A 13,197-nucleotide genomic window follows, 5' to 3' on the forward strand; every position below is an offset into this window, starting at 1 on the left:
GCGGGTTGTGAAGGGCGAGCGGGTCAGTTTTTCGACTGTCGTGAGGTCACTGCGGCGGCCATACTCAGGCCGATAATCCCGACAATGACGACCACCAGCGCCAGGGCGGAGGCTGAGTTGTAGTCGCCGGCCTGTTGCAAGTTGAAGATTGTCACGCCCAGGGTCTGACTTCCCGGCGCCACCAAAAGAATGGAGATCGTCAGCTCTCGGACCGCGGTGAGGAACACCACCAGGCCGCCGGAAGCGACCACCGGGAGCACCATGCGGGCGCTCACATCGGCCAGCGCGCGGAGGCGGGAGGCTCCGGAAGTCAGGGCGGCTTCCTCCAGAGACGCGGAGATGGTGCTCAGCGGCGCTCGGACCTGCTGGACGACGATTGCCAGGAACGCCATGACATACGCTCCCAGGATCACCCACGGCGTGTTGAAGATGCCCAGTTGCGGGGCGACCAGCAGCCAGCCCACTGCGATCACTAGACCGGGCAGCGCCTGGGGGAGGGTAGTGAGTCCGTCCAGAAGCGCGTTGCTGCGATGCGGTACTCGGACTAGGAGCACTGCGATCACCAAGCCCAGGACCATGCAGATGACCGCGGCGCCGCCAGCCAGCATCACCGAATTCTGCACCCCGGACAGGGCGCCGGGAGAACCGAGTGCCCTGCTGATGTTGTCCAACGTGAGGTTCTCCCAGGTCAGCGGAACTCCAGGGGCCGGCAGGAGCGCCTGTGATGTCAGTGCCAGGAGTGGAAGCACACAGATCAGCAACCCCCACCCCCATGCCGCGGCAGAGAGGGCCGTGCCACCCACCCAGCCGACGTCGAAACGGCTGGAGGCCGAACTGGCGGTGAGTTGAGTATCGCTTGGAAGGCGCCGCTGTGCGAGGATAGCGATCACGGCGAGCACCATGAGGACGAGCCCGATGGCGGAGACGGCGGGCAGCGGGTTCGTCGTCGACGTCGAGGAGAGTTCCCGATACACCAGCGTGGTCAGCGTGGTGTAGCGCTCGGGGAGCCCGATCAGCGCCGGGATGCCAAAATCCGACAGGTTGGCTACCAAAGTCAGGATGAACGCGGCGGTCAGTCCGGGGCGCATCAAAGGCAGGGTGACGGTGGTCAGCACGCGCCACGGAGCGGCGCCGGAAATGCGCGCGGCTTCTTCGAGATTGCCCGGGATGCGTTTCAGGGTGCCCGAGATCACCAGGTAGGCCATCGGGTAGGAATGCACGGTGAGAAGGAAGACCACGCCCCAACCACCGAAGATGGACAGCCGGGTGTCCAGCCCGACGGCGGCCAGCAGTTGATTCACCGGGCCATTGACTCCAAGCAGCGCCATCCAGGACATCGCACCGATAAACGGCGGAATGAGGAACGGCAATAGGATCAGCCAGCGCAACACGTGCCGACCCGGGAGCAGGAAACGATCCAGGACCAGGGCGAAGAATGCACCCAGTACGGTGGCCCCGAGAGCGGAACCAGCAGCCGAGGCTACCGAGTTGAGGGTGGCCTGGCCGACGGCGGGGCGGGCCAGCGCGGCCAGCGCGTCGGGACGAGCGCCCATCAGCGTCAGCTCGATCAGTGGATAAACCACCACGAGCCCGAGGAGGGCGAAGGCGGCCCAACGCAGCCAGCGCACCCCATCGGGACCCGTGAGCGGTCTGATGCCGATTGCGCTCATCGCACCATCGAATTGAACAGATCCACCGCGTCGTTCTGGGTGGCGGCGATTTCGTTCAGGTCCGGATCCAGCAGATTCAACTCGGCCAGTTCGGGTGCACCTTCCGGCACACCCACGTCACCGCGCACCGGCAAGTAGGACTGCTCGACGGCCAGTTGTTGGCCTTGCTCCGAGATGAGGAAATCGACGAATGCGTTGGCGGTCTCCTGGTTCTCCGAGTCAGCGAAAACGCCCGCCGGTTGGGAAACATAGGGGACACCGTCGGTGGGGTACTCCAGGTCGACGGGTGAGCCCTGCTCGGCCAGTTCACGGATGACATAGTCGACGACGATGCCGATTCCGTTGGTCCCTCCGGCCACTGCTTGGCCTACCGGCCCGTTGCTCTCCAACACGGTCGGGTCATTGGCCACCAAGTCTTCCAACCAGGTCTCACCCAGATCATCCTCCGCCAGCCACACCGCGGTGTTGAAGGCGGCCGCGCCGGAGACGTCAGGGTTCGGCATGGCGATCTGCCCGGAATACTCTGCATTCGTCAGCTCGGCCCAACTGGTGGGTGCATCGGAGATGACCTCGGTGTTGTAGGCGATGACGGTCGGGATGATGCGGGTGCCCACCCAGAATCCCTCCTTGTCCACGAGGTTGTCTTCCAAATCACCGGCGTTGTCGATGTCGAGCTCAGCCAGGGCACCCTCGGCGGCGTAGGCCTCGAAAGTGGGGACGTCGGCGGCGAGCAGGACGTCGGCTTGGATGCCACCGGATTCCTGCTCGGTAGCCAGGCGCGCCTTCAGTTCGCCGGTCGCGGCCCGGAAGACCTCCACGTTGGCGCCGTCGTGCTGCTCTTCGAAGGCGCTGACGATCTCGTCGATCTTGGCCTGGGGCTCGGACGTGTAGACGGTGATGGTCTGATTTGTTTCACCTCCGGCGTCGGCGGTGTCGTCGCCGGCCGCGGACCCGCAGGCTGTGAGCGCGGCGAGAGCGGAGACCGCGGTCAGCGAGAGCACTGCGGAACGGGTGCGGGCGATCGGTCGGGATGTGGTGGAACGCTGCATGGGGTTACTCCTGAGTGGTGTGGGGTTCTGTGGGGGTGGTGGGGGATGGAATCGGTGGGGGCAGATGGCGCGTGAAGACGGCGGCGGGCGTCTGCATGGGCACGGCGGAGGTCACCACGGTGGACTCATGTAGATCGACGACACTCATCCAGCTGGAATCCAGGCCCTGCAGGGTGCCTACGGGGGTGAACGGGTTGTGGTTATAAGAGAGCGCCGGGCCCGACCAGACGGGAACCGATCCAAGGGAGCCAGCAGTGCTCAGATGCAGGTGGCCGCTGAGAATCACTCGGACGTCGGCGCCTTGTAACCGCGCAGCCAAGGCGGCGGGGTCGGCCAGGCCGACCGTGGCCAGGAACGGGTCGATCGTGGGGATGGGCGGATGGTGCAGGACCATCACCGTGCCGTGCGGTGCCGGTTCTGCGAGCACTGAGGTCACCCAGTCCAGTTGTTCCGGGTCCAGCTTGCCGCGCGGCTCGTTGTAGCCGTGGCTGTCCAGCGCCAGTACCCGCAGACCGTTGACCTCGTGAACCGTGTCCGTAGGGTTCGGGCCGGTATCGGTGCGGCTGGTGTTAAACCCTGCCCCGATGGCCCCCGGAGCGTCATGATTGCCCGGTACGGTGATCACCGGACACCCCAATTGCTTTTCGGCCTGACGCAGCAGTTGGGCGGCGCGGTCATGGATGGCATGTCCGCGTTCGCCGACATCTCCCGACAGGAGCACGGCATCGGGGGCGAACTGCGCAGCAGCGGACAACGCAGAGAACAGCCGCGACCAGGGCTCCAACCGGTCGTGGAGCAGCACCTGCTCCGCGGTGAGATGCGGGTCGGTGAGATGTACCAGACGGTGAGCGGGGCGAGGGCCGGTCACGATGTGGACTCCTGGACGGAGCGCTCGGTTAACGGGGTGGCAAGCGCGTCCAGTTCGGCTGCAGTGACCCCTCCGGCGTGCAGATATTCGGAGACCGACCCGTACGTAGTATCGACGAAGTCCAGCGCGGAAAGCAGTGCGGCCGGAGGGCTCTCCAGGTGCAGCTCATGCGCGGTGGCTGCCTCCGCGCCGTCTAGACCCGCTGCCTGGACCATCGCCGTCACGTGCTCTCGATACTCGGGAGGCAGCGCGGAGCCGGAACGGGCATAATCTGTGGCAATGATGTCGCGGGAGACCCCCGCGGCGGCCAGCGACAGACCGACGACCAGGCCGGTGCGATCCTTCCCTGCTTTGCAGTGCACCAGTACTCCGGATGCGGCGTAGCGGGCGAGGGCGCTGACGGCGGCGCACAGCTGTGGCTGCCGTCGCTCGAGCAGGTCTCGGTAGACGCGATCGATCGGGGTGCTCAGGGGCACCGGACCCTGGTACAGCGGAATGCTGATCCAGGCGGCCGAAGCGCAGGATCCTTCGAGCTCATCTGGTGCATCCATGATCTCGCCGAGTTCGCGTAGATCGATAACAGCGGCCAGGTCCAAATTGGTGAGTGCCTCTCGCCCGGCGGCGCCGAGCCGATGCAACGCAGCCGAGCGAAAGACTCGAAGCGGCGAAATCGCCGGGAGCGCTCGCAGATTGGCGATCGGGGGCGACTCCTGGGCTTGGGCCGGGAGGGAGGTCACTGGGCGTTGATCCTTTCGTTACAGCGTTTCACAACTCATGAAACGGCGTTACGAAATGATCTCAGCGGACCGATGTGGACGTCAGGTGAACGAGGGGTCACCCGGACGTGAAGGTCGGAATAACCCTGTTCACTGCTGCGCGTCTGGCACGTCTAACTCGGACGGGATTTCGGGGCGAAGTGTGCGCGCGAACACGTCTATCAGGTCTTGGGACGGGCCGAAAGCAGGTTCGCCGGATTGTTGCTGGATCGCGAGGTTGAGTGCGTTGAGCACCAGAGTATGCGCGATGCGGCCCACGAACACGTCAGTTTCCTGGGTCGGAGATCCTGTGGCCAGTGAAACGTCGGCCCGTTGGGCCAAGGGGGAGACCCCGGAACTGGTAATGCTGATGATCCGTGCCCCGGCCGAGCGGGCCGCCGAGACCGCGTCCAGGGTGTGTCTGTTGGCACCGGAGAAACTGATCGCGACACAGGCGTCCTCCTTGCTCAGGAGTCGAGCCGTGAACTGCTGTGAGAGAGTCTCCACCGGTGCCACCGCCTGCCGGCCGCCCATGGTGAAGCGCAGCGCCGCGTCCTGGGCAGGGGTCGCCGACTCACCGGATCCGACGAAGAGAATGCGCTGGGCGGAGCTCAATACATCGACGGCGCGATCGAAGGACTTTCGGTCCAGTAGAGTGACGGCGCTGGCGAGATCGGCCTGCGCGGTTGAGAAGACGCGGTCGATGATCGTTGAGGGGGAGTCGATGTCGGTGGATGGAGTGTCGGCGTCTGCTGTGCTGGGTTGCAGGTATTGGAACCGTGTCAGCTCCGCCTTCAGCGCGTTGTAGCCGCTGTAACCTAATCGCTGACAGGTCCGCACCACCGTTGCTGCGGACGTCTGGGCGCGGCGAGCAATTTGAGAGGTGGCCAGCGCTGTAATCTCGTCGATGTCGGAGACGAGAGCCTCGGCCACCCGTTTCTCCGCGGGGCCGAACTGGCCGGCGCTGGCGCGAACATGAGCAATAAATGCCTGATGGGTGCGCGGCGGGCTGATGTCAGTCATGTCGCAATCCTAGTGCCGCTTCTGGTGCTACCAGGGGAGCGGCTGCACCTCAATAACACATCTCTGCGCGGTTGACGAGTGCTGGGGTGGACGCGCGTGGCGTCGTCAGCTATGCTGGTTCTTTGCGTATCCCCATCTTGGGTTCGCTGTGCCTGCTTGCGTTCGAGTCAACGTCACTTCGGTGAGATCGGCCCCGCGCGACCAGGTGATGCAACCAAGATACACGGTACACGGTATGAGCCTTCATATAGCGGTGGGCCACCGTGGTGATCGTTTCTCGACGGCAGGGAGTCGGGAAGCGGTGGACACGAACGAAAACAAAGAAGGTCTGTGAAAGGATCCCTCTTGGTCGCTTCGAGCACCTCTGAAAATTCAGCCGCTAACAACCAGAACGTTTCGCCTCGTTCAGCCGCCAGCGCCGGACGTATTTCGTTCGCGAAGATCCATGAGCCGTTGGACGTGCCGGATCTGCTGGCACTGCAGACGGAGTCATTCGACCGTCTCGTCGGCAACGAGCGCTGGACCGCACGCGTCGCCCACGCCCAGGAGATCGGCGACGATTCGATCGCCGCGACCTCCGGCCTGGCCGACATCTTCGAGGAGATTTCTCCGATCGAAGACTTCCAGGGCACTATGTCACTCTCCTTCGCGGAGCCGGAGTTCGCTGATGCGAAGATGCCGGTGGACGAGTGCAAGGAACGCGACACCACCTACGCCGCGCCGCTGTACGTCAAAGCCGAGTTCATGAACAACAACACCGGCGAGATTAAGCAGCAGACCGTGTTCATGGGCGACTTCCCGCTGATGACCGACAAGGGCACGTTCGTCATCAACGGCACCGAGCGTGTCGTCGTGTCGCAGCTCGTTCGCTCCCCGGGCGCCTACTTCGAGTCGGCTCCGGATAAGACCACCGACAAGGACGTCTTCACCGCGCGCATCATCCCCTCGCGCGGCGCCTGGTTCGAGCTGGAGATTGACCGCCGTGATCAGGTCTCCGTCCGTCTGGACCGCAAGCGCAAGCAGCCCGTCACCGTGCTGCTCAAGGCCCTGGGTTGGTCCGAGTCCCGCATTCTGGAAGAGTTCGGCGACTACGACTCCATGCGTCTGACCCTGGAGAAGGACGGCACCGAAGGCCAGGACGAGGCCTTGCTCGACATTTACCGCAAGTTGCGTCCGGGCGAGCCCGCTGCCGTTGACGCCGCACAGTCGCTGCTGTCGAACCTGTACTTCACCGAGAAGCGCTACGACCTGGCTAAGGTCGGCCGCTACAAGCTGAACCGCAAGCTCGGCGTCGACGCCCCGCTGGGCGACCCGGCTTCCTCGGTGCTCACTGAAGACGACGTCGCTCAGATGATCCGCTTCATCTGCGCCCTGCACGCCGGTCAGAAGACCATCAAGGGCCAGCGCAACGGTGAAGAGGTCGACGTTCGCGTGGAGCGCGACGACATCGACCACTTCGGCAACCGTCGTATCCGCGCGGTCGGCGAGCTGATCGAGAATCAGATCCGCACCGGCCTGTCTCGCATGGAACGCGTCGTGCGCGAGCGCATGACCACCCAGGACGTCGAAGCGATCACCCCGCAGACCCTGATCAACATCCGCCCCGTGGTGGCCTCGATCAAGGAATTCTTCGGAACCTCGCAGCTGTCGCAGTTCATGGACCAGAACAACCCGCTGGCTGGCCTGACGCACAAGCGTCGTCTGTCCGCGCTGGGCCCGGGCGGTCTGTCTCGTGACCGCGCCGGCATGGAAGTCCGTGACGTGCACCCCTCGCACTACGGCCGTATGTGCCCCATCGAGACCCCTGAAGGCCCGAACATTGGTCTGATCGGCTCGCTGGCGACCTTCGGTCGTATCAACGCCTTCGGCTTCATCGAGACCCCGTACCGCAAGGTGGTCGACGGTAAGGTCACCGACCAGGTCGAGTACCTGACCGCTGACGATGAGCTGGACGCACAGATTGCTCAGGCCAACGCGCAGCTCAACGAAGACGGCACCTTCGCCGAAGAACTCGTGCTCTGCCGCCAGCGTGGCGGTGACGGTGAGCCCGTGCTTTCTGCCATCGATGAGATCGACTACATGGACGTCTCCCCGCGCCAGATGGTGTCTGCCGCAACCGCGCTGATTCCGTTCCTCGAGCACGACGACGCCAACCGCGCGCTCATGGGCGCGAACATGCAGCGTCAGGCGGTGCCGCTGCTGGAGTCGGAGGCTCCGCTGGTCGGTACCGGTATGGAGAAGTATGTGGCCGTGGATGCCGGTGACTCCGTCACCGCTGACGCCCCCGGTGTGGTCACCGAAGTTGCTGCTGACCTGGTGACCGTCATGAACGACGACGGCACCACCCAGCACTACCCGATTATGAAGTTCTCCCGCTCGAACCAGGGCAACGCATACAACCAGCGTGTCCGGGTCACCGAGGGCGATCGCGTCGAGAAGCTCTCGGTCATCGCCGACGGTCCCTCCACCGACAATGGTGAGCTGGCCCTGGGTAAGAACCTGCTGGTCGCCTTCATGCCGTGGGAGGGCCTCAACTACGAGGACGCCATCATCATCTCCCAGCGCATGGTCTCCGACGATGTGTTGACCTCGATCCACATTGAGGAGTACGAGGTCGATGCCCGCGATACCAAGCTCGGTGCCGAGGAAATCACCCGCGACATCCCCAACGTTTCTGATGAGGTGCTGTCCCAGCTCGACGAGCGCGGCATCATCCACATCGGTGCCGAGGTGGAAGCTGGCGACATCCTGGTGGGTCGTGTGACCCCGAAGGGTGAGACCGAGCTGACCCCGGAGGAGCGCCTGCTGCGCGCCATCTTCGGTGAGAAGTCCAAGGAAGTTCGTGACACCTCCCTGAAGGTGCCCCACGGCGAGTCCGGCACCGTCATCGGTGTGCGCATCTTCGACCGCGATGAAGACGACGATCTGCCCCCGGGCGTGAACCAGCTGGTCCGCGTCTACGTGGCGCAGAAGCGTAAGATCACCGACGGTGACAAGATGGCCGGCCGCCACGGCAACAAGGGTGTCATCTCGAAGATTCTGCCGATGGAGGATATGCCGTTCCTCGCGGACGGCACCCCCGTCGACATCATCCTGAACCCGCTGGGTGTGCCCGGTCGTATGAACCTAGGCCAGGTCATGGAGTTGCACCTCGGTTGGGCCGCCGCTAACGGCTGGACCATCGAGGGAGAGCCCGAATGGATCAAGAATCTGCCGAACCTGCCTCGCGAATCCGGCAAGGTCACCGTTGCTACCCCCGTCTTCGACGGTGCAGAAGCAGACGAGATCACCGGACTGCTCGGCCATGTCAACAAGACCCGCGACGGCGATCGTCTGATGGGAACCAACGGTAAGGCGCAACTGTTCGACGGCCGCTCCGGTGAGCCGTTCCCGGACCCGATCTCCGTGGGCTACATGTACATGCTGAAGCTGCACCACCTGGTGGATGACAAGATCCACGCGCGTTCCACCGGACCGTACTCCATGATCACCCAGCAGCCGCTGGGCGGTAAGGCGCAGTTCGGCGGTCAGCGCTTCGGTGAGATGGAAGTGTGGGCCCTGGAAGCGTACGGCGCCGCCTACACGCTGCAGGAGCTGCTCACCATCAAGTCCGATGACATCCACGGACGCGTCAAGGTCTACGAGGCCATCGTCAAGGGCGAGAACATCCCGGAGCCGGGCGTTCCCGAATCCTTCAAGGTGCTCATCAAGGAGATGCAGTCACTCTGCCTGAACGTGGAGGTCCTCTCCACCGAAGGCCAGACCATCGAAATGCGTGACTCGGATGAGGAATCATTCCGGGCCGCCGATGAGCTGGGAATCGACCTCTCCCACGCCGAGCCCAGCTCGGTCGAGGAAGTCTGAGACCCGGTTCACCAGCCCGCACAAGACGTCATCCACTTTTAGACATCAGGAGTTCAACGGACCATGTCCACTGAAAACTCATTCGGCCTTATGCGCATCGGCCTGGCCACCGGCGAAGATATTCGAAACTGGTCTTACGGCGAAGTCAAGAAGCCCGAGACCATTAACTACCGCACTCTGAAGCCCGAGAAGGACGGCCTGTTCTGTGAGCGGATCTTCGGACCCACTCGTGACTGGGAGTGCTACTGCGGCAAGTACAAGCGCGTGCGCTACAAGGGCATCATCTGTGAGCGCTGTGGCGTAGAGGTGACCCGCTCCAAGGTGCGTCGCGACCGCATGGGCCACATCGAGCTCGCCGCACCCGTGACCCACATCTGGTACTTCAAGGGCGTGCCCTCACGCCTGGGTTACCTGCTGGACCTGGCGCCGAAAGACCTCGAGAAGGTCATCTACTTCGCTGCCTACATGATCACCTCCGTGGACGAGGAAGCTCGCCATCGGGATCTGCCGAACCTGCAGGCTGAGTACGACCAGGAAGCCAAGTACCTGGCCGATCAGCGCGACGCCGACATCGCTGCGGTGGCTGCTGACCTCGAGCAGGACCTCGCCAAGCTGGAATCCGAGGGCGCCAAGGCACCCGAGAAGAAGAAGGCTCGCGACCTCGCCGACAAGACGATGGCGCAGGTGCGTAAGCGCGCCGACGCCGAGCTGGAGCGCCTGGAGAAGATCTGGGACCGCTTTAAGAACCTCAAGGTCTCCGACCTCGAGGGAGACGAGGGTCTCTTCCGTGCGATGCGTGACAAGTACGGCCAGTACTTCGAAGGCTCCATGGGTGCCGAGTCCATCCAGCGACGTCTGCAGAACTTCGACCTCGAAGCCGAAGCTGAGTCGCTGCGTGAGATCATCCAGAACGGCAAGGGCCAACGCAAGACCCGTGCGCTGAAGCGACTGAAGGTCGTCAACGCCTTCATGACCACCGACAACTCGCCCGAGGGCATGGTCCTCGGCGCCGTCCCGGTGATCCCGCCGGAACTGCGCCCGATGGTCCAGCTCGACGGCGGCCGTTTCGCCACCTCGGACCTCAACGACCTCTACCGTCGTGTGATCAACCGCAACAACCGCCTGAAGCGCCTGCTGGATCTCGGGGCCCCCGAGATCATCGTGAACAACGAGAAGCGCATGCTCCAGGAAGCGGTTGACTCGCTGTTCGACAACGGCCGTCGCGGTCGTCCGGTCACCGGACCGGGTAACCGTCCGCTGAAGTCGCTCTCCGACATGCTCAAGGGTAAGCAGGGTCGTTTCCGTCAGAACCTCCTTGGTAAGCGCGTGGACTACTCCGGTCGTTCCGTGATCGTCGTCGGCCCGCAGCTGAAGCTGCACCAGTGTGGTCTGCCCAAGCAGATGGCGCTGGAGCTCTTCAAGCCGTTCGTCATGAAGCGGCTGGTGGATCTGAACCACGCTCAGAACATCAAATCCGCCAAGCGGATGGTGGAGCGTTTCCGCCCACAGGTGTGGGATGTCCTCGAAGAGGTCATCACCGAGCACCCGGTGCTGCTCAACCGTGCACCCACCCTGCACCGTCTGGGCATCCAGGCCTTCGAACCTCAGCTCGTTGAGGGTAAGGCTCTGCAGTTGCACCCACTCGTGTGTGGCGCGTTCAACGCCGACTTCGATGGTGACCAGATGGCCGTACACCTGCCGCTGAGCCCCGAGGCTCAGGCCGAGGCACGCCTGTTGATGCTCTCCAGCCACAACATCCTGAAGCCCTCGGACGGTCGCGCTGTGGCCGTTCCGGCTCAGGATATGATCATCGGCCTGAACCACCTCACCACCGCTCGTGATGACGCCGAAGGCGCAGGCAACGAGTACTCCACCGTCTCCGAAGCCATCATGGCCTTCGACGGTGGGGCGCTGCACCTGAACGCTCCTGTGAAGATCGCTATCGACGGCTTCGTGCCGTCGGCCGACGCTCCGGCGCCGGAAGGCTGGGAGCCCGGTCAGACCGCCCTGATCACCACAACCCTGGGCAAGGTGCTGTTCAACGATCTGCTGCCGGAGGACTACCCGTGGGTGGACCGTCAGGCCACCAAGGGCACCCTCTCGGCACTGGTCAACGATCTCGCCGAGCGCTACCCGATGGTGCAGACCGCTGCCACCCTCGACAACCTCAAGGATGCCGGTTTCCACTGGGGTACTTGGTCGGGCGTGACCGTGGCGATCTCCGACATCACCTCCGACTTCGATAAGGCCTCCATCATGGAGGGCTACGAAGAGCAGGCGCAGAAGGTGCAGTCGCAGTACGACACCGGTCTGATCGCCGACGAGGAGCGTCGTGCCGAGCTGATCGACATCTGGAACAAGGCCACCGACGAGGTCGCCGAAGCCATGCAGGCCGGCATGGGGCGTCTGAACACCATCAACCGCATGGTGTCCTCGGGCGCTCGTGGTAACTGGCTGCAGGTCCGCCAGATCGCCGGTATCCGTGGCCTGGTGGCCAACCCGAAGGGCGAGATCATCCCGCGTCCGATCAAGTCCTCCTACCGCGAGGGCCTGTCGGTGCTGGAGTACTTCTCCGCAACCCACGGTGCACGTAAGGGTCTGGCCGATACCGCGCTGAAGACCGCGAACTCCGGTTACCTCACCCGTCGTCTGGTCGACGTCTCCCAGGACGTCATCATTCGCGAGGAAGACTGCGGCACCTCCCGCGGTCTGGCCGAAACCATCGCCTCCGCCAACTACAACGGCGAGCTGGTGCGCGACGAGAACGTGGAGACCTCCGCCTTCGCTCGCACCCTGGCTGTCGACGTCACCGACTCCGAGGGCACCGTCCTCGGCGCCGCTGGCGAAGACGTGGGCGACGTGCTCATCGAGAAGTTCATCCAGGCCGGGATCACCGAGATCAAGGTCCGCTCCGTGCTCACCTGTGAGTCCGCTGTCGGCACCTGCGCCAAGTGCTACGGCCGCTCCATGGCCACCGGCCAGCTGGTGGACATCGGCGAGGCCGTGGGCATTATCGCCGCCCAGTCCATCGGTGAGCCCGGTACCCAGCTGACCATGCGTACCTTCCACACCGGTGGTGTCGCCTCCGCAGACGACATCACCCAGGGTCTGCCCCGTATTCAGGAGCTCTTCGAAGCGCGTACCCCCAAGGGTGTCGCTCCGATCTCCGAGGTGGCCGGCCGTGTGCGCATCGAGGACGACCAGTCCCAGATCCGTCTGGTGCTGACTCCGGACGATGGTTCCGAGGAGATCATCTACCCGGTGCTGCGTCGTTCGCGTCTGCTGGTGGAAGACGGCGAGCACGTCGCCGTCGGCACCCAGCTGGTGGCTGGCGCCGTCGACCCCAAGCAGGTGCTTCGCGTGCTCGGCCCCCGTGCCGCACAGAAGTTCCTCGTCAAGGAGGTCCAAGACGTCTACCAGTCGCAGGGTGTGGGCATCCACGACAAGCACGTGGAAGTCATCGTCCGCCAGATGCTACGTCGGATCACCGTCATCGAGTCCGGCGACACCGGGCTGCTGCCGGGCGAGCTGACCGACCGCGCCCGCTTCATCGCCGCCAACAAGCAGGCGGTGGGCGAGGGCAACCGGCCGGCCTCCGGACGTGACGAGCTCATGGGCATCACCAAGGCCTCGCTGGCCACGGACTCGTGGCTGTCGGCCGCGTCCTTCCAGGAGACCACCCGGGTGCTGACCCAGGCCGCCATGGAAGGCAAGTCGGATCCGTTGCTGGGTCTGAAGGAGAACGTGATCATCGGTAAGCTGATCCCGGCCGGTACCGGCCTGGACCGCTATGTGAAGGTCGCCGTGGAGCCCACCGAGGAAGCCAAGGCGAACCTGTTTTCCGGCCCGGCCGGTTACGCGGACTTCGACTACCCCGGCATGGACCAGTCCATGACCCCGGAATTCCACGCGATCAGCCTGGACGAGTACGGCATCGGCGGAGATTTCCGCTGATCCACCGCTGAGAA

General features: G+C 64.0%; 7 protein-coding genes. 2 read left to right on the top strand and 5 right to left on the bottom strand.

Going from position 1 to position 13,197, the window contains the following annotated elements:
- Positions 1 to 23: 23 nt before the first annotated feature.
- The 5 genes from O1A05_RS07755 to O1A05_RS07775 form a co-directional block, all read right to left on the bottom strand.
- Complete coding sequence (locus O1A05_RS07755; RefSeq protein ID WP_270107451.1) at positions 24 to 1,670, bottom strand: ABC transporter permease; 1,647 nt, start codon at positions 1,668 to 1,670, stop codon at positions 24 to 26.
- Positions 1,667 to 2,719: an ABC transporter substrate-binding protein gene (locus O1A05_RS07760; RefSeq protein WP_270107452.1), complete on the bottom strand. Its 1,053-nt coding sequence runs from the start codon at positions 2,717 to 2,719 to the stop codon at positions 1,667 to 1,669. Before O1A05_RS07760 ends, O1A05_RS07755 begins: the two co-directional genes overlap by 4 nt.
- 4 nt (positions 2,720 to 2,723) lie before the next feature.
- Positions 2,724 to 3,587, bottom strand: a complete 864-nt coding sequence (locus tag O1A05_RS07765; protein ID WP_270107453.1) for a metallophosphoesterase family protein — start codon at positions 3,585 to 3,587, stop codon at positions 2,724 to 2,726.
- Entirely contained in the window at positions 3,584 to 4,324 is a 741-nt protein-coding gene (locus O1A05_RS07770) for a tyrosine-protein phosphatase (RefSeq protein ID WP_270107454.1), read from the bottom strand. Before O1A05_RS07770 ends, O1A05_RS07765 begins: the two co-directional genes overlap by 4 nt.
- 129 nt (positions 4,325 to 4,453) lie before the next feature.
- The gene (locus O1A05_RS07775) at positions 4,454 to 5,365 is read right to left on the bottom strand and encodes a MurR/RpiR family transcriptional regulator (protein ID WP_270107455.1); all 912 of its coding nucleotides are present in this window, start codon (positions 5,363 to 5,365) and stop codon (positions 4,454 to 4,456) included.
- A gap of 345 nt (positions 5,366 to 5,710) precedes the next feature.
- Here O1A05_RS07775 and rpoB point away from each other — a divergent pair, with 345 nt between their 5' ends.
- Both rpoB and O1A05_RS07785 read left to right on the top strand, forming a co-directional pair.
- Entirely contained in the window at positions 5,711 to 9,229 is a 3,519-nt protein-coding gene (gene rpoB / locus O1A05_RS07780; RefSeq protein ID WP_270107456.1) for a DNA-directed RNA polymerase subunit beta, read from the top strand.
- Positions 9,230 to 9,292: 63 nt separating this feature from the next.
- Positions 9,293 to 13,183 (top strand): DNA-directed RNA polymerase subunit beta', encoded by a 3,891-nt coding sequence (locus O1A05_RS07785; protein ID WP_270107457.1) that lies wholly within the window; start codon positions 9,293 to 9,295, stop codon positions 13,181 to 13,183.
- Positions 13,184 to 13,197: the final 14 nt, after the last annotated feature.

The sequence above is a fragment of the Citricoccus sp. NR2 genome, assembly GCF_027594385.1.
GTDB lineage: Bacteria > Actinomycetota > Actinomycetes > Actinomycetales > Micrococcaceae > CmP2.

What these genes read in the sequence shown, in the direction of transcription:
- O1A05_RS07755 (WP_270107451.1), bottom strand. Translation starts at nt 1,670, where the DNA reads ATGAGCGCAATCGGCATCAGACCGCTCACGGGTCCCGATGGGGTGCGC.
- O1A05_RS07760 (WP_270107452.1), bottom strand. Translation starts at nt 2,719, where the DNA reads ATGCAGCGTTCCACCACATCCCGACCGATCGCCCGCACCCGTTCCGCA.
- O1A05_RS07775 (WP_270107455.1), bottom strand. Translation starts at nt 5,365, where the DNA reads ATGACTGACATCAGCCCGCCGCGCACCCATCAGGCATTTATTGCTCAT.
- O1A05_RS07785 (WP_270107457.1), top strand. Translation starts at nt 9,293, where the DNA reads ATGTCCACTGAAAACTCATTCGGCCTTATGCGCATCGGCCTGGCCACC.